The following is an 18,729-nucleotide window of genomic DNA, read 5'->3' on the forward strand; positions in this document are numbered from 1 at the left end:
TCCCGGGCCGTGGGGAGATACCCGGACCAGCCCAAGGAGGACCATGTCGGTCAGCCCCGCCTCGTCGCGCGCCGGATGGCATACGTCCCAACCCGCGGTGCCCGGTCGACCTCCCGGCGGTCAACGCCGCCCGGCGAACACCGCCGCGCCCATGCTCACCGTGACGCTGTCCATCCCGCTGGCCTGTGAGGAGTCGCTGACCCCGCCGGCCCGGCGGCTGCTCGAAGCCGCGCGCGAGATGCTGGAGCGGGGCGAGGGCGTGATCACCTCCGTTCCGGCCGAGCGTCGCGCCGACGGGGTGCCGGCGAACCGGGCGCCCGCCCGAGCCCTCACCCCGACGATCCCCGCCCTGCACATCCTCGCGGCGTCCCGGTCGGTGCTGCGCGACGACGAGCCGCTGCCGCTGACCCGGCTGGAGTTCGACCTCCTGCTGCATCTGGTCGCCCACCCCCGCCGGGTGTTCACCCGGCTGCAACTGCTCAACGCCGTCTGGGGCTATGAGCACGCCGGCGTCCGCACCGTTGACGTGCACGTGCGCCGGCTGCGCGGCAAGGTCGGCGTGGACGTTCCCCTGGTCACCACCGTCTACGGCGTCGGCTACCGGCTGGCCGACGACGCCCGCGTCACCGTCGACCGCACCGGCTGACCGTCCGACGACCGCCCGTTCGGCACGCGGGGCAGGATGGTTCGGTGCGCATCCGTCCCATCTCGCCCGACCTGCTCGTCGCCGAACTGACCGGCCGGCTCGACGACGCCTCCCGCACCGTCGAGCCCGCCCGGCTGCGCGTGGCGATCGACGGCGCCCCCGCCGCCGGCCCGGACGAGCTGGCCGCCGCGCTGGTCGACCCGCTGCGCGCCCGGGGCCGCCCGGTCCTGCACGTACGCGCCGCCGACTTTCTCCGACCCGCCTCGCTGCGCTTCGAACTCGGCCGCACCAACCCGGACGCCTACTACGAGGGCTGGAACGACGAGGCCGGCCTGCGCCGCGAGGTGCTCGACCCGGCCGGCCCCGGCGGCGACGGGCGGGTGCTGCCGTCGCTGTGGGACGCCGTCGCCGACCGGGCCAGCCGCGCCCGGTACGTCGACCTGCCACCCGGCGGCGTGGTCCTGGTCAGCGGCGCGCTCCTGCTCGGTGGGGCGCTGCCCTTCGACGTGACCGTCCACCTTCAGCTGTCCCCGGCGGCGCTGCGCCGCCGCACCGGTCCGGCCGACGAGTGGACCCTGCCGGCCTTCGACCGCTACGCCGAGGAGGTGGTCCCCGCCAGCTTCGCCGACGTGGTGGTACGCGCCGACGACCCCCGTCACCCCGCGCTCGTGCAGGCCGGCGGCAGCTGAGAAATCGTCGGTTTGCGTGTCACGTCCGCCGGGTACTCGCCCGGCTCACAGAGCGCGGGTGACCGCCCGCGTACCGGATGCGACCGTTGACCGGGGCCCACGCCGCCGGCACCCGGTTCACCTTGAGCCACCAGGCCCAGGAAAGGCAGGCAGCGATGCTCGTCCACGACACGGTCGGTACGGGCCGATCCCAGACGGAGATCGACCAGATCCGGCACTCCCTGCAGGCGCGTTACGACGAGCTGACCGCCGAGTACGAGCAGGCCGTGCTGCAGAGTCAGGTGCTGCGTCTGGTGGAGGTCGGTGACACCGCCGGCGACGACCAGGCCGACAGCGGCACCAAGACGGCCGAGCGCGACACCGCGCAGTCCCTGCTGCGGACCATCCTCGACCGGCGCACCCAGTACGAGCACGCCCTGGGCCGCCTCGCCGAGGGCACGTACGGCTGGTGCGAGGGCTGCTCGGCGGCGATCCCGGTGGAGCGCCTGGAGATCTTCCCGGCCGCGACCACCTGCGTGACCTGCAAGCAGACCCGCGAGCGGCGGGCGGCCTGAGCGACGGCAGCGGTTGCCGGTCGGTCCACGACACGATGGACTTCCCCCATGGGTGACATCCTGGTGGGCACCGCGTCCTGGACCGACCGCACACTGCTCGACTCGGGCTGGTATCCCCAGACCGCGGACACGCCGGAGAAGCGCCTGGCGTACTACGCCCGGCAGTTTCCGCTGGTCGAGGTGGACGCGACCTATTACTCACCGCCCGCCGAGGCGACCGCACGGCTGTGGGCCGAGCGCACCCCGGCGGGCTTCACGTTCAACATCAAGGCCTTCAGCCTGCTCACCGGGCATCCCACCCGGGTCGGCGCGCTCTACAAGGACCTGCGGCCGGAGACGGACAAGAAGAACGTCTACCCCGACGACCTGCCCGCGCAGGCGTACGAGGAGGTGTGGACGCGTTTTCTGTCCGCGCTGGACCCGCTGGTCGAGGCGGGCAAGCTCGGGGCGCTGCTGTTCCAGTTCCCGCCCTGGTTCACGATCAAGCGGGCCAACAAGCAGTACCTGCTGGAGGTGGCGAAGCGCTGTGCGCCGCTGCGACCGGCCTACGAGTTCCGCCACGCGTCCTGGTTCGACGGCGACAACGCCGACGAGACCCTCGCCTTCCTCAGCGAGCACCGACTGCCGTACGTCTGTGTGGACATGCCGCAGGGCCACCGCTCGTCGGTGCCGCCGGTGCTGGCCGCCACCGGCGACCTCGCGGTGATGCGCTTTCACGGCCACAGTGACAAGTGGACCAGCAAGGACATCCACGAGAAGTTCGGCTACCACTACTCGAAGCGGGAACTGGCCGACTGGGCGCCGAAGCTGCGCGAGCTGGCCGACTCCGCCGGGCAGACCCACGTCCTCATGAACAATTGTTACCGGGACTTCGCCCAGACCAACGCGAAAACCCTCGCGAATCTCCTCGACGTCGGCTGACCTCACCCGATCCGGGTGGGGCCGGCTCACCCGCCCGACCGGCACGGTGGACACGGTGGGTACGGCCGCACGGAGGTGGCCGACGCCGGAGAGGACACGGAGGTGACGGGGGATGACGGTTCGAGTGGTGACGGATCGACGGCGGGGCGCCGTCCTGCACGTGGTCGGCACTGCCGACAACACCCGGCGCGCGCCACAGGGCACCCCGGTACGGGCCCGCCGCGGCCCGGTGGGGCCGCCGCGACGCGCTGACGACCGACGGTGGGACACGACGGAACGGGGGTCGACCGATGGCTGAAGCGATGATCTCCGCCTTCGAGAGTTCGCTGGACAAGACGAACCTGATCCTCAAGGACATCGAGAACGCCTACGGGTGGCCGAAGGAGCAGCGCAACCAGTCGTACGCGGCGCTGCGTACCGTGCTGCACCTGCTGCGCGACCGGTTGCCGGTCAACGAGAGCGTCGAGTTCGCCCAGCAGTTGCCGGTGCTGGTCCGGGGGATCTACTTCGACGGCTGGAACCCGTCGGACGTGCCGATCAAGCTCAACCGCGACGACTTCCTCTACGAGGTCCGGCAGGGCTTCCCGTACGACGTCGAGGGCGGCGCGGAGCGGGTGACGCAGGTGGTGCTGGACACCCTGCGTCGGCACGTCACCCAGGGCGAGTGGCAGGACGTGAAGGACACCATGCCGAAGAATCTCGCCACGTTCATGCCGTGACGCCGTGACGCGTGAGCCCGCCCGACGACGCCGTCGGGCGGGCTCAGCGCTCGGCCGCGTCGGCCTCGGCAGCGGAGGGCACCCGCGACACCGGATGACCGGCCGCGCGGGCCAGCGCCGCGAAGGCGACGGCGTCGGTGACGGCCGCGCCGCCGGGGTCGTTGTTGAAATAGACGTACGCCGGCTCGTCCGCGCCGAACGCGTCGGTGAGCCGGCGAACCCACGAGCCGAGCGCGGTACGACCGTAGTGCGGCCACGGTCGGGCCCGCCCCTCGTGCAGCCGCAGGTAGCCGAAGTCGGTGGTACGCCAGCGGGGCGCCACCGGACGACCGAGGCGATCCGCCCAGACCAGCGCGGCCCGCCGCCGTTCCAGGACGGCACGGGTGGCGTCGGTCCACCATGACGGGTGCCGCGGCTCGACCGCCACCCGCACCTGCGCCGGGAACAGCCGCAGCGTCGCGTCGAGCGCCTCGACGTCCGCCCGCAGGTTCGGTGGCAGTTGCAGCAGCACCGGCCCGAGCCGGTCACCGAGGGCCGTGGCCCGGCCGAGGAACCGGGCCACCGGCTCGGCCGGGTCCCGCAGACGTCTGATGTGGGTGAGATAGCGGCTCATCTTCACCGCCACGCAGAAGTCCGCCGGTGTCCGCGCCCGCCACGCCGCGAACGTCTCCCGCTCCGGCAGCCGGTAGAAGGCGTTGTTGACCTCGACGGTGGCGAAGCCCGCGGCGAAGTGCTCCAACCAGAGTCGCTGCGGCAGCCGCTGCGGGTAGAAGCGGCCCCGCCAGTCCCGGTACTGCCAACCGGAGGTGCCGACCAGGATCACCTCCCCATCCTGACACCGACCGCCACCGCCCGCGAACCGCCCGTGTCGCCCCGGTTCGGCGTCTACGGTGTGGGTTAGAGAAGATCGCGCGTGGGGTACCACCCGCAGCACGACGGACCCCGGCGTACGGCGGGGCGGCACACCCGAGGGAGTACCGATGGCACTCAACGACGATGACATGCAGACCACGGGCGGCGGAGGCATGGAAGGCCCGGCCGACGGTGGAGCGACCCCGGGTCACCAGGACGGCGGCGCCGATGGTGGCGCGGAGGGTCCGGCCGATGGCGGTGCGACCCCGGGTCACCAGGACGGCGGCGCCGACGGTGGCGCGGAGGGTCCGGCCGACGGCGGCGCGACGTCGGGTCACCAGGACGGTGGCGCTGACGGTGGCGCGGAGGGTCCGGCCGACGGCGGTGCGACCCCGGGTCACCAGGACGGCGGCGCTGACGGCAGCGCCCGGTAACGGACCGTCATGACGCACCTCGACCCGCCGGGCGGCCACGGCCGCCCGGCGGTTCCGTCCGCGGGCGCCACCGCCGCGCTGGCCCGCTGTGTCTCGGTCGAGCCGGCCAAGTTCGCCGCCGCGCACTGGGGGCACACCCCGCTGCTGTCCCGCGCCGCCGAGCTGCCCGACCCGGCCGGCTTCACCGACCTGTTCAGCCCCGCCGACGCCGACGAGCTGCTCAGCCGGCGCGGTCTGCGTACCCCGTTCCTGCGGGTCGCCAAGGACGGCCAGCTCGTGCCGGCGGCGCGGTGGACCGGCGGCGGCGGCGCCGGCGCGGAAATCGGCGACCAGGTCCTCGACGAGCGGGTCCTGGAGCAGTACGCCGCCGGCGCCACCCTGGTCCTGCAGGGCCTGCACCGGATCTGGCCGCCCCTGGTCGACTTCGCCCGCGACCTGGGCCTCGCGCTGAACCAGCCGCTGCAGATCAACGCCTACCTCACCCCCGCGGGCAGCCAGGGCTTCGCCACCCACTACGACACCCACGACGTCTTCGTGCTCCAGGTCGACGGCCGCAAGCACTGGCGGATCCACCCGCCGGTGCTGCCCGACCCGCTGGAGAAGCAGCCGTGGGGCGGCCGCGCCGACGAGGTTTCCGCCACCGCGCAGGGCCCCGCCGCGCTGGACGTGGTGCTCGCCCCCGGCGACGCCCTCTACCTGCCCCGCGGCTGGCTGCACAGCGCGCAGGCCCAGGACGCCAGCTCCCTGCACCTGACCGTGGGCATCCGCGCGCTGACGCGCTATGCCCTGGTCGAAGAGTTGCTCGCGCTGGCCGCCGAGGACCAGCGGCTGCGTGCCAGCCTGCCGTTCGGCACCGACGTGGCCGATCCCGACGCCATCGAGCCGGAGCTGACCGAGACGGTGGAGGCGCTGCGGGACTGGCTGCTGCGCGCCGACCCGGCCGCCGTCGCGGCGCGACTGCGCCACCGCGCCTGGCCGGCCGCCCGACCGGCGCCGATCCGGCCGCTCGCCCAGGCCGGCGCCGTGGCCACGCTGGACGCCGACTCCCGGCTCACCCTGCGTCCGGGCCTGCGCTGGCAGCTCGTGCCGCACGGGTCGGACCAGGTGGCGCTGCGCCTGTTCGACCGCACCATCACCCTGCCGGCGGACTGCGAGCCGGCGGCCCGCGCCCTGCTGGGCGGGACGGTCACCCGCGTCGGTGACCTGCCCGGTCTGCCCGACGACGCCGACCGGGTCACCCTGGCCCGCCGCCTACTGCGCGAGGCCGTCCTGATCCCGGCCTGACTGAGTCCCACCCCCGGCCTGCCGGGCCGATGTGGCTGACGAGCGGTATACCTCAGAGGCATAAATATGACTCTGAGGTATACCGCTCACCACCGCATTCGCCTCGACGGACGTGACCGACAGTGACCGCCGCCAGCGGGCCCCAGTCGTCGGCTCAGCTCAGCGGCCGAGCACCAGCAGCAGCGCGGTGGCCACCAAGCCGGCGCCGAGCACCACGGTGATCGGGCGCGGGCCGAGCAGCGCGTGCCGGCGGTCGGCCAGCACCCGCGCCGGCACGAGACCGATCAACGGCCCGAGCAGGGTCACCACCAGCGCCAGCACCGGCATCCCGACCGCCAGGTCCCCGCCGTACCCGACGCCGAGCGCCCGCGCGCCGGAGCCCAGCGCGTACGCCACGACCGCGCCGGCCACCCCGCAGAGCGCCAGCAGCGGGTTGACCGAGCTCGGCAGCTCACCGGGCTGCCCGGCCCGGTCGAGCAGGTCCCGGGCCCGGCCGAGCAGCAGCACCGGCTCGCCGGCCGCACTGCCGTTGGTTGGCGCGGGCGGCGCACCGAGACGGCGGGCGCCGAGGCGGGCCCGCACCTGCTGCCACAGGTGCGCCACCTCGGCGTCGACGCGTTCCTGCTCCTCGCGGGCCGCCACCAACTCCTCCTCGGCGCGGCGCACCTGGTCGGCGGCGTCGGCGACGGCCCGCTCGGCCGCCGCGCACTGCCGCTCGTACCACGTGTGCGCCTCGGCGCGCTGCTCGCGTACCCGGGCGCTCAGCTCGGCCAGTCGCCGCAGCTGCGCCGTGTACGTGTCACTGGTCACCGGTTGGTTCATCGCGACGGTCCATAGGGGATGAGCACCTGGCCGGTGCGGTGCACCGCCCGGTCGAAGAAGAGCCCGCGCCACGGCCGGGGATACCAGTCCGGGCCGCCGGTGCCCGGATAGAGCGAGGCGCCCAACTCGCCGCCGTGCGCGTCAAGCGCCACCCAGGCGCCGATCTGGTCGGTGCGGGCGGCCGGGCCGCCCAGGTCCGCCCGCATCCGCGCCACGCCCCGCCACCAGGCCAGCACGTGGGTGCGCCGCTCCGGTCCGTCGTGCAGGATGCGGCGCAGCTGCTCCAGGCCGGTGCGCCGACCCGTGCGCGCGGCGAGGGCGCCGGCCGCCGCGTCGACCGCGAACAGCAGCAGATAGTGCGGGCTGCCGGGGCCGGACAGCCCGTCGGCCGTCTCGGTCATCAACTCGCCGACGGTCTCCTCGTCGTACCAGGAGGCGTCGTCGGCGAGGTCGTCGTAGAGCGCGCGGGCGATCGGATCGGCGTCCGGGTCGAGGCAGGCGATGGAGAACCGGGCGGTGCCCGGCGGGTGTTGGCGGGCCAGCGACCGGGCCGCCGAGTCGAGCACCGCGCACGCCTCGTCCACCCGTGTGCCCAGCACCGCCAGGTTGCGCCCGGGTGCGCGCGGCAGCCGTAGCGCCGCCGAGCGGGACTGCACGTCGATGATCTCGCCGAGCAGGGCCACCGGGTTGCGCGGCGCGCGGCCGTCCGGCGGCGCGGCGAGCGCCCGGAAGTCCGGGGCCTCGTCCAGCCGGGGGATCGCGTCACCGTCGAAGAGTCGGGCCGGCGCGGCGTCCGGCGGGCGCATCCGCCACAGCCGGTGTTGCAGGCCGCTCCACGTCTCCCAGTCGCTTGCCGACGGGATCCGCGCGACCTCGTTGCCCTCCACCATGCCGGACTCGGCGTTGACCACCGCGTGCCAGCGGGGCAGCGACTGTGCCGCGTCGTTGCGCTCGGCCAGGATCCGCAACGCCTTCGGCAGCGCGATCCGCAACGTGAACTGGGCGACCAGCGCCGGACGGCCCCACAGCGCCTCGATGCCCCGCACGTCCTGCGAGGCGAGCACCAGGTGGATGCCCTGCGACCGGCCGCGGCGGGCCAGGTCCTCCAGCAGGTCGGCGGCCTCCCGCGCGACCACGTCCCGGCCGGCCAGCAGCATCTGGAACTCGTCGACCACGGCGACGATCCGGGGCCAGTGCCCGGTCGGGTCGACCGCGCGCAGCTCGGCCAGCTTGGTCACCTCGTGCTTCTTGGCGGCGTCGGCGCGGCGACGCAGCTCCTCGGTGAGGAACCGCAGCAGCGCCAACCCGAACTCCCGGTCGGTGTTGACGTTGATGCCGACCAGACGCATGTGCGGCAGCCAGCTCGGGTCACGCCGGCCCTGCGCGAACCGGGCGAAGGACACCCCCTCCTTGAAGTCCAGCAGATAGAACTCCAGCTCGGCGGGGGAGTAGCGGGCGGCGAGGGCGCCGATCCACGCGAAGATCAGGTTGGTCTTGCCGGTTCCGGACGGTCCGCCGATCAGCGCGTGCGGTGGATAGTCGCCCAGGGTCAGGCGCACCGGTCGGCCCTGCGGCCCCTCGCCGATCGGGGCGGTCAGGCCGCTGGCCGAGTCCTCCCGCCACATCTGCTCCGGTGGGGGCAGCAGGTCGGCGAACGGGGTCGGCGGCGGGCCCGCGTTGACCTGGGCCGCGATCTCCCGGCAGGTCTCGGTGACCAGCGTCGCCGGTGGCGGCGGGTCCAGCCGGACCGACAGGCCGGACGGGCCGCCGATCCGCGCGCCGGACGCCTCGGTCACCACCCGGGTCACCGTCGGGTCGTCCGGCAGGGGGACGCCCCGGACCACCAGGTGCACCCCGCAGGCGGCGCCGGCGCGGACCACTCGTTCGAGCTGGCCGCGTTCGTGCCGGCTCAGCTCGTCGCCGCCGAGCAGCACCGCCACCCGCCAGGGCTCGGGGCGGCGGCCGGTCGCCGCGGCCAGCTCCCGCAGTGAGCCGTGTTCGCCGGCCAGCACCGTCTCGTTGATGCGGCGGATCTGCTCGACCAGGTCGTCCAGCAGCGGGCCCAACCCGCCCGGGCCGACGAAGGTGAGCAGCCCCGCGGTGCCCAGGGGCGCGAACCCGGCCAGGCCGCCGCCGAGGTGCTCCGGGTCGTACCCGACCAGTCGTACCCCGCCCGGGTCGGCGCGGCCGACGGCCCGCAACAGCAGCGCGGACACGACCGCGTCGCAGCCGGCGCGGTCGTCCCCGGACAGGTGCACGTGCCCGGCGTCGAGGAGCGGCACCAGCGCGGGCACCGGGTCGACGTCGTCGATCCGGACCGTGCCGACCCGCAGCGCACCGGGCGGCTCGGCCCGGCGGGTGGGCGTGGGCGTCCAGCCCGGCCAGTCGGCGCCGGCGCAGCCGGGCGCCTCCCGGCGGGCGGCGTCGGCGGCGTGGCGGGCCAGCTCGGCGATCCCGGTGGCGTGCCGGGCGTCGATCTCGGCGAGGCGACGGTCCCGTTGGGCGCCCACCCGCTGCGGTACGGCGGCGGCCGCCCGCCGGACCCGGGTCAGCCGTTCGCGGCCCGCCGTCAGCTCGGCCTGGGCGGCCGACAACCGGGTACGCGTGGCACCCAGCGCCTCGGAGAGGGTGTCCCGGATGCGGGTGGCGAGCTGGCCACGCCGGTCAGCCATCGGAACCCCGGCGGGCCGGCGCGTCCCGCCACGGACTGCCGGTCCGCGGCGGCAGCCCGGCGCCCCGCTGCGGCACGACGCCGCCGGACGCCTGCCTACCGCTAACCGCGCCAGGACGTGGACCGACGCCGCCGGAGGGTGGCTCGGGGGACCGTGGATTCGCCTTCGCGGAGCGTTGCTCAGCGGGGCGCGGACCCGCGTCGCCGGGGCGCTGGTCACCGGTGGCCTGCGGCGTGCCGGTGCCGACGGGCAGGTCCCGGCCGAGGCGAGCGAGCAGCAGCGCGGTTGCCACGCCGGCGGTGACCGCGGAGTCGGCGGCGTGGGGCGGCTCTCCCGACGCGCGGGGTGGCGGCATCCGGCACACCCGGGTCAGCAACGTCTCCAGCACCGGCGGCGGCAACCCGGGCAGCAGGTCCCGGACCCGCCCGTCCAGCTCGCCGCGCAGCCGGCCGAGGTCGGCGGCGCGGGGCGGATGCCCCAGCAGCTCACCGGCCAGCTCCCGCAGCAGCGGTGGCGCGAGCGCGGCCATGCCGAGCCCCACGTCGGCGGGCGCCCGCCGCAGCTCGGTGCGCAGCCGGTCCCGGTCACCGGCGCGCACCCCGCCGACGACCCGGCGCAGCAGCTCCTGCGAGTCGCGCAGCCGCTCGTCGGGCTCGTCGGCGTCGCCGTCGCGCCCGCCGGTCAACTCGGCCACCCGCACCGACCACCAGCGACGCATCCGAACCTGCTCGGCCTGCTCGGGCGCCACGGTGGTCGGCCCGTGCGGCGGGGCCGCGTCGTGGCGCGGGTCGCGCTGCTGCGGGCGGGGCGGCGGGGCGCCGTCGGCGGCCAGCCCGATCGCGGCCAGATACGCCGACAGCTGCTCCTGCGCCACCCGCAGCGCGTAGTTGGCGCTCTCGGCGTGCTCGGTCGCGGCGGACAGCTCGGGCACCCCCATCGGGTTGGCCGACTCCTGTCGTACCCAGCGCAGCCGTTCCGCGGCCAGGCCGAACTTCTCCAGGGCCTGCCCGAGCAGGCCGACCGGGAACTCCTCGCTGGCCGCGCGGACCTGGCCGCCGATGTCCTCGATGATGGACACGGTGGCCTACAGGGTGGAGACGTAGAGCTGCGCCTGCTCGACCGCGACCAGTGTCGCGGCGAGACACTCCTCCAGCTCCTGGCTGGCCTGGGTCAGCGACGCCTGGGCCGCCTCGACCGTCTCGTGCCCGCTGCCCTCCAGCGCGCCGGCCAGGGTCTGCTGCGCCTCGGCGAGCTTCTCACCGGCCGCCTGGACGGCTGTCTGCCCGTCGCCGATCTGTTGGAGAGCGACATCGATGGCAGCCTTCAGCTCGGCGACGCTCGCCACGGCGGAACCTCCTGGGGGCGGGGAGATCTCCATTAGAGCTTACTGGCGTCCATGGGAGAACATCCGCCCTGGCGGTGTTCCTGCCCGACTGACCGTTAACCCACCTGAAGTGCCGGGAGTCCGTTCTGTGGGAGTCCCAGTATGAGAACTTCTCAATTATCGCGGAGCCAGCGCGGGCCGTACACCTCGGCGCCGAGGGCGGTGACCCGCTCGCGCAACTCCCGGTCGGCGGTGACGACCAGCCGACGGCGCTGCGGCGCCGCCTGCACCAGCTCGACCACCGTGTCGTCGCCGGAGCCGGGGGCGGAGACCACGCGGACGTCGTCGGTGCCGGGCACGTCCCGGGCAGCGCCCTCGACCACGAGGACCACCTCGACCGGGGCGGTCAGACGGGCGGGCAGGCCCGTGGCGGCCACCGGGGCCAGGGAGTCCCGCAGCCGGGCGGCGGCCCCGGCCCGGTCCCGCCACCATCCGTTCGGGCGCGAGCCCACCACGTTGGCGCCGTCCACTATCAGCAGCGGGTTCTCAGTCATGGCGTCAGCCTGCCACCTGCGGCCGGCGCCGGCCCGATGCCACTCCACATCGCGGTGGGCGCCGCCGCCTGCGGCGTTTGTCGGGCCGAGCGCCGGGTAGCCCCTGGCGACCGTGCCGCGCCCGACTGCGGAGGACAGACATGATGGGACCCGGTGACCCTGGCTCCGACCCGTGGGACGAATTCCTGGCCCGGTACTTCGGCCGGGGTGAGGGAGGACGCCGACCGCCGCACCGGGTCGACATCACCCGACTGATGACGGCCGACGCGCGGGAGATGCTGGCCGACGCGGCCCGCCGCGCCGCGCAGCGGCAGAGCAACGACCTGGACACCGACCACCTGCTCTGGGCTGCGCTGCAACGCGAACCCCTGCGCGACCTGGTACGCCGGGCCGGCGCCGACCCGGACACCCTGCTCAACGCGCTGGGCGGCAAGGGCGACGGCGCGCCGCGCGGGGAGGTGCCGCCCAACCTGTCGCTGACCCCGGCGGCCAAGCGGGCGCTGCTCGACGCCCACCAACTGTCCCGGGCGATGGGGGCCAACTACATCGGCCCCGAGCACATCCTGATGGCCCTGCCGCTCAACCCCGAGTCGCCGGCCGGGCGGATGCTGGCCGCCGGTCGGATCCAGCCCGAGTCGTTGCAGGCCGCCAACGCCGAACGCGGCCCGATGGCCGGGCCGAAGCCGGACCGCGGCACACCCACCCTGGACCAGTACGGGCAGGACCTCACCGACCTGGCCCGCGCCGACCAGATCGACCCGGTGATCGGGCGGGCGGACGAGATCGAGCAGGCGGTGGAGATCCTGTCCCGGCGGACCAAGAACAACCCGGTGCTGATCGGCGAGGCCGGTGTCGGCAAGACCGCGATCGTCGAGGGTCTGGCCGAGCGGATCTGCGACGGCGACGTGCCGCAGACCCTGCTCGGCAAGCGGGTGGTGCAGCTCGACCTCGCCGGCCTGGTCGCCGGCACCCGCTACCGGGGTGACTTCGAGGAGCGCCTCAAGAAGGTGATCGACGAGATCCGGGCGCACCGGGACGAGCTGATCATTTTCCTCGACGAGATCCACACCCTGGTCGGCGCCGGTGGGGCCGGCAGCGAGGGCGGAATGGACGCGTCCAACATGCTCAAGCCCGCCCTCGCGCGGGGCGAACTGCGGGTGATCGGCGCGACCACGCTCGACGAGTACCGCAAGAGCATCGAGAAGGACGCCGCGCTGGCCCGGCGGTTCCAGCCGGTGCTGGTGCCCGAGCCCAGCGTCGACGACACCATCGCCATCCTGCGTGGCCTGCGCGACCGGTACGAGGCCCACCACCAGGTGCGCTTCACCGACGAGGCGCTGGTCGCCGCCGCCGAGCTGTCCGACCGGTACGTCACCGACCGGTTCCTGCCGGACAAGGCCATCGACCTGATCGACCAGGCCGGCGCCCGGGTCCGGCTGCGCACCCGCACCCCGGCGTCCGACGTGCGGGAGCTGGAACAGCAGCTCGACGACGTACGCCGGGACAAGGAGCAGGCCGTCACCGACGAGCAGTACGAACGGGCCTCGGCGCTGCGGGACCGGATCTCCGAGCTGGAGGAGGAGATGCGCCGCGCGAGGGGCGCTGACGGCTCGACCTCGCAGGTGCCCGAGGTGGGCCCGCAGGAGATCGCCGAGGTGGTCTCCCGGGCCACCGGCATCCCGGTCAGCCAGCTCACCGAGGAGGAACGCGACCGGCTGCTGCGCCTGGAGGGCCACCTGCACGAGAGGGTGGTCGGCCAGGACGCCGCGGTCACCGCTGTGGCCGAGGCGGTGCGCCGCTCCCGGGCCGGGCTGGCCGACCCGGAACGCCCGATGGGCAGCTTCCTGTTTCTGGGCCCCACCGGCGTCGGCAAGACCGAGCTGGCCCGCGCCCTGGCCGAGGCGTTGTTCGGCGAGGCGGACCGGATGGTCCGGGTGGACATGAGCGAGTTCCAGGAGCGGCACACGGTCAGCCGGCTGGTCGGCGCCCCACCCGGGTACGTCGGCTACGAGGAGGCCGGTCAGCTCACCGAGGCGGTGCGCCGCCGCCCGTACGCGGTGGTGCTGCTCGACGAGATCGAGAAGGCCCACCCCGACGTGTTCAACATCCTGCTCCAGGTGCTCGACGACGGGCGGCTCACCGACAGCCAGGGCCGCACGGTGAACTTCAAGAACACCGTCCTGATCATGACGAGCAACCTCGGCTCCGAGTTGATCACCGGAACCCAGCGGGCCGTCGGGTTCGGCACCGGCGCGCCCGGCAGCGAGCAGGAGAACGACGAGCTGCGCGAACGGCTGATGCGCCGCCTGCAGGAGAACTTCCGGCCGGAGTTCCTCAACCGCATCGACGAGGTCATCATCTTCCGCCGGCTGGAGGCCGAGCAGTTGCGCGACATCACCGCGCTGCTGCTGGAGGAGACCCGCCGCCGGTTGCACGCCCAGGACATCCAGGTGGAGTTCACCACCGCCGGCATCGACTGGCTGGCCGAGCACGGCTACCAGCCGGAGTTCGGGGCCCGTCCGCTGCGCCGGGTCATCCAGCGGGAGGTGGACAACCACCTGTCGCGGATGCTGCTGGAGTCGGCGATCTCGCCCGGGCAGAAGGTCATCGTGGATGCCCGCGACGGGCAGCTCACCTTCGACGTGACCGCAGGTGAGCGGGGGTACACCGCCGCCACGACAACACACCCGCGATGACCGGGCCGGCGCGACGAGACGACCACGAGGACCCGCGTGAGCACGCGGAGTCCGCCAAGCCCCGGGACGAGGACGACGACGACGACCATCCCGACCCGATCCTGGCGCCCCCGACCGCGAACCCGCGCCGCACGCGGGTGCCCGCCGAGGGCCTGCATCCGAAGACCGACCAGGACGACCCGGAGACGTCGGGTCACCATCGTCGAGAGGAGACCTGATGGTACGCGACACGCGGATCGACCCCGAGGTGGAAGTGCTCTGGGAGGACTTCCACGCCGAGGTCAACGTCCCGTCGGAGCAGCTGCGCACCTGGCTGCTGACCCGGGGCTCCGGCGAGGAGTCGTTCAGCCCGAACCCGGACCTCGACCTGCCCCAGCCGGGACGGGAGATCCTCAAGGTGCTCAACAAGCGCAAGGTCGACCTGACCCCGGAGGACATCGAGGTGATGCGGGAGGCGGTCGAGCGGATCCGCGAGCTGATGGACGCCAAGCCCCAGCGCGGCAACGCCGACGACAAGTGGCGGCACTCGCTGCTCGACCTCGGCCACGACCCTCTCGTCGAACGCTGAGCGATGCCGTACGCGACGGTGCCGTCCCGGGTGCGGGGCGGCACCGTCGCATGCCGCTACTGGCCCTGGTCGGACTCCAGGCTGCCGATGGTCAGCCCCGCCGCGTCGGCGGCGGCGTCGCGCTCGCCCCGGGTCTGGTCCTCCCGGGTGAGCAGGTTGGCGTACTCGGTGACGTCGGCCGGGTCGGGCACCTCCGGCAGCCGGCGCAGGAACGCCTCCACCTGGCGGGTGGCGGCGGTGTGCGCGGCGGCGGCCTGGCGGAGCAGTTCCCGGTCGTCGGCGGGCGGGTAGAGATCGGTCATGTCCGCCAGATACCCCGACAGCGGCCGTTCGCACCGCCACCGACCAGGCAGTAGCCGACGTCCCGGTCGCGTGGCCGGGACTACTCGCCCGGGTGGGGGTGGCCGGTGATGCCGTCCAGGATGGTGGTCAGGTTGTGGTCGAAGGTCTCCTCGGCGCTGAGGTGGGCGCCCTCGATGACGAGCCGGGCGACGGTGGGGTAGCGACCGGTGTCGAGCATGCGGGTCAGGTACGGGCCGAGGCTGGCCTGCCAGGCGCTGACATCGGTGCCGGTGAAGCGGGCGGTGCGCCGCTCGGTGACCTCTCGGCGCAGGGCGCCGACGACGAAGGCGTTGAGGGCGCCCAGGGCCCGCTGGAGGTCGTCGATGTCGCGTATGCCGGGGGCCTGGCTGAGGGCCGCCGCGCTCATCTCGCCCACGGCCAGCGCGTGCGGGCCCAGGTGTGGCCGGCCGCCGAGCAGGTCGGAGAACCACTCGTGGTCGAGGGCGGCGGCGCGGGTCCGCCGAAAGACGGCCAGCACCGTGGCCCGCCACCCGGAGTGCTGGCCGGTCTCGGCGATCTGGGCATAGACGGCGTCGACCATCAGGTCGAGCAGTTCCGATTTGTTGGCCACGTAGTCGTAGAGCCGCATCGGACCGACGCCGAGCTCTTTGGCGATCTTGCGAACCGACAGTCCGTCGAGGCCGTGCGCGTCGGCGAGCCGGATCGCCGTGGCGGCGATCTTCGCGCGGCTCAACGGCACCGGCGTCGCCCGGGGCTGGGGCTCCGGGCGTTCCCAGATGGGCACGACCTCGCTACCGTACGATGTATCCACGCGATACAGTGTATGGTAGGGCATGAGGATGCGACTGGCGATCGCCGGTGGTGGCCTGGGCGGCCTGACGCTGGCACGGATCCTGCACCGGCACGGCATCGACGCGGTGGTCTACGAACGCGAGGCCAGCCGATCCGCACGCTCCCAGGGCGGAATGCTCGACCTGCACCCGGAGTCCGGGCAACTGGCCCTCGCCGAGGCGGGTCTCGACGACCGGTTCCGCTCCGAGGCGCGGCCCGAGGGCGAGGAACATCGCATCCTCGACCCGGCCGGGCGCACCCTCGTGCACCACACGCCCCGACCCGGCTCGTTCGCCGGCCGCCCCGAGATCGACCGCACCGTCCTGCGTGATCTCCTGCTCGACTCGCTGCCGCCCGACGCGGTGGCGTGGCGGCACCGCCTCGTCGCGGCGACGCCACGACCGGGCGGGGGCTTCGGGTTGACCTTCGACGGCGGCCACCGCGCCGACTGCGACATCCTGGTCGGCGCGGACGGCGCGCGCTCGGTCGTCCGGGCGCTGCTGACCGACGCGGGACTGTCCCACGTGTCCAGCCACGTGGAGCTGACCATCGACGACGCCGACCGACGCCACCCGGATCTCGCCGAGCTGGTCGGCCCGGGAAACCTGTGGTGCGTCGGCGTGAACCAGATCCTCGCGGCGCAACGCCTCGGCGACGGCAGCATCCGGGTCGGGATCTCCCTGCCCGCCGACGACCGCGACCTCGACGCCTACCGTGACACGCGTGCCCTGCTGGACCTGTTCGACGGCTGGGACGCCCGTCTCACCGCCCTCATCGACGCGGCCGACAGCCCGCCGACGCCGCGCCGGGTCGAGGCGATGCCGGTCGGCGCGCGCTGGGCCCACCAGCCGGGAACCACGCTTCTCGGCGACGCCGCGCACCTCATGCCGCCGGTCGGCGAGGGCGCCAACCAGGCCATGCTGGACGCCGCCGAACTCGCACGCGAACTCGCCGCCAACCCCGCCGACCCGGACGCGGCGATCCGGGCGTACGAGGAGGCGATGTTCGAAAGGATCGAGCCGATCGCCGAGATGTGCGCACGAGTTCAGGCGATGATGCTGTCCCCGACGGCGGCCGACGACCTCGTCCGCTTCTTCACGCCACGGTCCGCCACGCCCTCTTCCGGCGACGAGGAACCCGTCGCCGCGCCCCGCTAGACCTCCCGTGGGCCCTCACACCCCGCTGGGCTGCCGGACGCCGAAACCCGGATTGCGCACCAGCCAGTCCAGGTAGGTGGGGTGCGGGGCCAGCGAGTCGGTGTACGCCGCCTTCGCCGTGGCCAGCACCAGCTCCGCGTCCCCGGCGGCGGGCGAGTCCGGATGCCACCCCAGCAGCAGCCGCCAGCGCAGCGGGACACCGGCCAGCCGTCGGGTGACCAGGCCGGCGACCGGGCGGAACGTCGCCTGGCAGAGGGCCACCGCCACGCCCGCCTCCACCAGGTCGACGCAGCCGCGGATGTCGGTCTCGTACACCTTGCGGGGGGTGAAGCCGGCGCGGGCGCACGCGGCGGCGAAACAGTCGCCGAAGCAGCCGTCGCCCGGCGCGGCCACCCACTGCTCGTGACCCAGGTCCGCCAGGCGCACCTCGGCCCGCTCCGCGAGCGGGTGGGTCTCCGGCAGCAGCACCAGCACCGGGTCGATGGCCACCTCCCGCCAGCGCAACCCGAACGCCGCCGACGGGGTGGCGTCGCCGCACACGCCGGTGAGGGCGAAGTCCAACCGCCCGCCGGCCACCAACTGCGCCAGCTCGTCGACCGACCACGAGGCGTACGTGGTGATCTGGGCCGGTGGCTGCTCGGCGGCCAGCCGGTGCACCAACCGGCCCAGGATCGGGCTGTTCACCCCGCCGAGGCGGTAGCAGCGAGGCGCCGCGCCCGCCCCGGCGAGCCGTGCCGCCTCGTCCTGCAGGCCCTTCATCGCCGGCAGCAGCACCCGGGCCCGGGCGAGCACCAGCTCACCGAGCGCGGTGGGCCGGGCGCCGCGCCGATCCCGGTCGAACAGCGGCCCGCCCAGCGTCCGCTCGATCCGCTGGAGCTGAGCGGTGAGCGCCGGCTGGGCGAGCCCGAGCGCCGACGCCGCCTTGGTCACACTCCCTGTCTCCGCGATCGCGCAGACCACCCGCAGGTGTCGCAGCTCCAGGTTCATACGGTGACGGTAGGACCACGTCGCAGCCTGCGGAAGAGGCCAAGCGAATCGGTGACGTTGAATGCATTTCGTGGCGCGGCCCGCGCTTCAGTCGCGCGGCGGCTCCGGCAGGTCGGCCAGGTACGTCGGCCGCCGCGTCACCGCGTCGCGGACCTTGTCCACCACACCCACCGCCGGCTCGACGATCCGGTTCCACGGCGGGGTGGCCGGGGTGCCCGGGTGCGGCCGGGTCGGCGCGGCCTCCTCGGCGATCTTGAACCGGTTGCCCAGCCGGATCAGCTCCTCCCCGGTGGCCACCGCGCGCAACTCGGCCACCAGCGCGCCCACCCCGTCGACGTGGCGGCGGACCCGCTCGGCGACCTCGGTCAGGGTCTCGTCGGACAGCCCCTTCAGGGCCGCCAGCAGCGCGGCGTCAGCGTCGATCTCCGCGTCCACCCGGTCGGCCTGGGCCGGCAGCGCCGCCCGCACCGCCGGCAGCAGGTACTGCTCCTCGGCGGAGACGTGCCGCGACAGCGCGGCGGTGAGCACCGCCAGCCCCTCCTGCGGGGTGGCGTCCGGGCCGGTCAGCTGGTCCACGAGAGCCAGCAGCTGCCGGTGTTCGCGGTCCACGATGTCGGCGATGCTGCGGCCACCGGGCCGGTAACCCTCCTCGGATGCGGGCGCGGGCGGCAACGGGGGCAGGGGGACGGCGGACATGGTGCCCTCCTCGACTGGCG

General features: G+C 74.1%; 21 protein-coding genes. 11 read left to right on the forward strand and 10 right to left on the reverse strand.

The annotated features are described in order from the left end of the window. Positions 1 to 43: 43 nt before the first annotated feature. The 5 genes from ABZT87_RS19300 (at position 44) to ABZT87_RS19320 (ending at position 3,529) form a co-directional block, all read left to right on the forward strand. Positions 44 to 646 (forward strand): winged helix-turn-helix domain-containing protein, encoded by a 603-nt coding sequence (locus ABZT87_RS19300; protein WP_354860331.1) that lies wholly within the window; start codon positions 44 to 46, stop codon positions 644 to 646. A gap of 44 nt (positions 647 to 690) precedes the next feature. Beyond that, complete coding sequence (locus ABZT87_RS19305; RefSeq protein WP_354860332.1) at positions 691 to 1,335, forward strand: uridine kinase; 645 nt, start codon at positions 691 to 693, stop codon at positions 1,333 to 1,335. A 155-nt stretch (positions 1,336 to 1,490) separates the two neighbouring features. Further along, entirely contained in the window at positions 1,491 to 1,889 is a 399-nt protein-coding gene (locus ABZT87_RS19310) for a TraR/DksA C4-type zinc finger protein (RefSeq protein WP_007459738.1), read from the forward strand. A gap of 48 nt (positions 1,890 to 1,937) precedes the next feature. After that, positions 1,938 to 2,810 (forward strand): DUF72 domain-containing protein, encoded by an 873-nt coding sequence (locus ABZT87_RS19315; protein ID WP_354860334.1) that lies wholly within the window; start codon positions 1,938 to 1,940, stop codon positions 2,808 to 2,810. Between the two features lie 290 nt (positions 2,811 to 3,100). Then, the gene (locus ABZT87_RS19320) at positions 3,101 to 3,529 is read left to right on the forward strand and encodes a DUF2267 domain-containing protein (protein WP_354860335.1); all 429 of its coding nucleotides are present in this window, start codon (positions 3,101 to 3,103) and stop codon (positions 3,527 to 3,529) included. Positions 3,530 to 3,572: 43 nt separating this feature from the next. Here ABZT87_RS19320 and ABZT87_RS19325 read toward each other — a convergent pair whose 3' ends face one another. Then, positions 3,573 to 4,352 carry a DUF72 domain-containing protein gene (locus tag ABZT87_RS19325; RefSeq protein WP_354860337.1) on the reverse strand — a complete coding sequence of 260 codons (780 nt, stop codon included), beginning with the start codon at positions 4,350 to 4,352 and terminating at the stop codon, positions 3,573 to 3,575. 157 nt (positions 4,353 to 4,509) lie between these two features. On the opposite strand from ABZT87_RS19325, the gene ABZT87_RS19330 reads away from it, so the two are divergent. After that, positions 4,510 to 4,815 carry a hypothetical protein gene (locus ABZT87_RS19330; RefSeq protein WP_355137053.1) on the forward strand — a complete coding sequence of 102 codons (306 nt, stop codon included), beginning with the start codon at positions 4,510 to 4,512 and terminating at the stop codon, positions 4,813 to 4,815. 9 nt (positions 4,816 to 4,824) lie between these two features. Continuing rightward, entirely contained in the window at positions 4,825 to 6,099 is a 1,275-nt protein-coding gene (locus tag ABZT87_RS19335; RefSeq protein WP_355137055.1) for a cupin domain-containing protein, read from the forward strand. Positions 6,100 to 6,258: 159 nt separating this feature from the next. Here the strand turns inward: ABZT87_RS19335 and ABZT87_RS19340 are convergent, their stop codons facing one another. The 5 genes from ABZT87_RS19340 to ABZT87_RS19360 all read right to left on the reverse strand — a co-directional run bounded on the left by ABZT87_RS19340 (position 6,259) and on the right by ABZT87_RS19360 (position 11,471). Continuing rightward, entirely contained in the window at positions 6,259 to 6,921 is a 663-nt protein-coding gene (locus ABZT87_RS19340) for a hypothetical protein (protein WP_354860340.1), read from the reverse strand. Further along, a complete protein-coding gene (locus tag ABZT87_RS19345) occupies positions 6,918 to 9,593 on the reverse strand; it encodes an FtsK/SpoIIIE domain-containing protein (protein ID WP_355137057.1) in 2,676 nt (891 codons plus the stop codon). Before ABZT87_RS19345 ends, ABZT87_RS19340 begins: the two co-directional genes overlap by 4 nt. Further along, a complete protein-coding gene (locus ABZT87_RS19350; RefSeq protein WP_355137059.1) occupies positions 9,586 to 10,671 on the reverse strand; it encodes a hypothetical protein in 1,086 nt (361 codons plus the stop codon). Before ABZT87_RS19350 ends, ABZT87_RS19345 begins: the two co-directional genes overlap by 8 nt. A 6-nt stretch (positions 10,672 to 10,677) precedes the next feature. Continuing rightward, on the reverse strand, positions 10,678 to 10,938 hold the full coding sequence (locus ABZT87_RS19355; RefSeq protein WP_007076395.1) for a hypothetical protein: 261 nt from the start codon (positions 10,936 to 10,938) through the stop codon (positions 10,678 to 10,680). Between the two features lie 152 nt (positions 10,939 to 11,090). Next, a complete protein-coding gene (locus ABZT87_RS19360; protein WP_234582026.1) occupies positions 11,091 to 11,471 on the reverse strand; it encodes a hypothetical protein in 381 nt (126 codons plus the stop codon). A gap of 140 nt (positions 11,472 to 11,611) precedes the next feature. Here ABZT87_RS19360 and ABZT87_RS19365 point away from each other — a divergent pair, with 140 nt between their 5' ends. The 3 genes from ABZT87_RS19365 to ABZT87_RS19375 are packed head-to-tail and all read left to right on the forward strand — an operon-like array spanning position 11,612 to position 14,735. After that, positions 11,612 to 14,167: an ATP-dependent Clp protease ATP-binding subunit gene (locus ABZT87_RS19365; protein WP_355137061.1), complete on the forward strand. Its 2,556-nt coding sequence runs from the start codon at positions 11,612 to 11,614 to the stop codon at positions 14,165 to 14,167. After that, a complete protein-coding gene (locus tag ABZT87_RS19370; protein ID WP_355137063.1) occupies positions 14,164 to 14,385 on the forward strand; it encodes a hypothetical protein in 222 nt (73 codons plus the stop codon). The genes ABZT87_RS19365 and ABZT87_RS19370 overlap by 4 nt, the downstream gene beginning before the upstream one ends. Further along, positions 14,385 to 14,735 (forward strand): DUF3140 domain-containing protein, encoded by a 351-nt coding sequence (locus tag ABZT87_RS19375; protein ID WP_354860348.1) that lies wholly within the window; start codon positions 14,385 to 14,387, stop codon positions 14,733 to 14,735. The genes ABZT87_RS19370 and ABZT87_RS19375 overlap by 1 nt, the downstream gene beginning before the upstream one ends. Before the next feature lie 56 nt (positions 14,736 to 14,791). On the opposite strand, the gene ABZT87_RS19380 is transcribed toward ABZT87_RS19375, so the two are convergent. Together ABZT87_RS19380 and ABZT87_RS19385 are read right to left on the reverse strand one after the other, a co-directional pair. Continuing rightward, positions 14,792 to 15,037: a hypothetical protein gene (locus ABZT87_RS19380; RefSeq protein WP_234582022.1), complete on the reverse strand. Its 246-nt coding sequence runs from the start codon at positions 15,035 to 15,037 to the stop codon at positions 14,792 to 14,794. Positions 15,038 to 15,117: 80 nt separating this feature from the next. Then, positions 15,118 to 15,849, reverse strand: coding sequence for a TetR/AcrR family transcriptional regulator (locus ABZT87_RS19385; RefSeq protein WP_355137065.1), 732 nt, complete (start codon positions 15,847 to 15,849; stop codon positions 15,118 to 15,120). Between the two features lie 22 nt (positions 15,850 to 15,871). Between ABZT87_RS19385 and ABZT87_RS19390 the strand changes: the two genes are divergently transcribed. Further along, on the forward strand, positions 15,872 to 17,026 hold the full coding sequence (locus tag ABZT87_RS19390) for an FAD-dependent monooxygenase (protein WP_355137067.1): 1,155 nt from the start codon (positions 15,872 to 15,874) through the stop codon (positions 17,024 to 17,026). A 15-nt stretch (positions 17,027 to 17,041) separates the two neighbouring features. On the opposite strand, the gene ABZT87_RS19395 is transcribed toward ABZT87_RS19390, so the two are convergent. Then, on the reverse strand, positions 17,042 to 18,013 hold the full coding sequence (locus ABZT87_RS19395; protein ID WP_354860352.1) for a LysR family transcriptional regulator: 972 nt from the start codon (positions 18,011 to 18,013) through the stop codon (positions 17,042 to 17,044). Positions 18,014 to 18,100: 87 nt separating this feature from the next. Then, positions 18,101 to 18,709: a hemerythrin domain-containing protein gene (locus ABZT87_RS19400; RefSeq protein ID WP_355137069.1), complete on the reverse strand. Its 609-nt coding sequence runs from the start codon at positions 18,707 to 18,709 to the stop codon at positions 18,101 to 18,103. Positions 18,710 to 18,729 lie beyond the last annotated feature (20 nt).

It is taken from the genome of Micromonospora sp. NPDC005237 (genome assembly GCF_040607775.1).
GTDB lineage: Bacteria > Actinomycetota > Actinomycetes > Mycobacteriales > Micromonosporaceae > Micromonospora.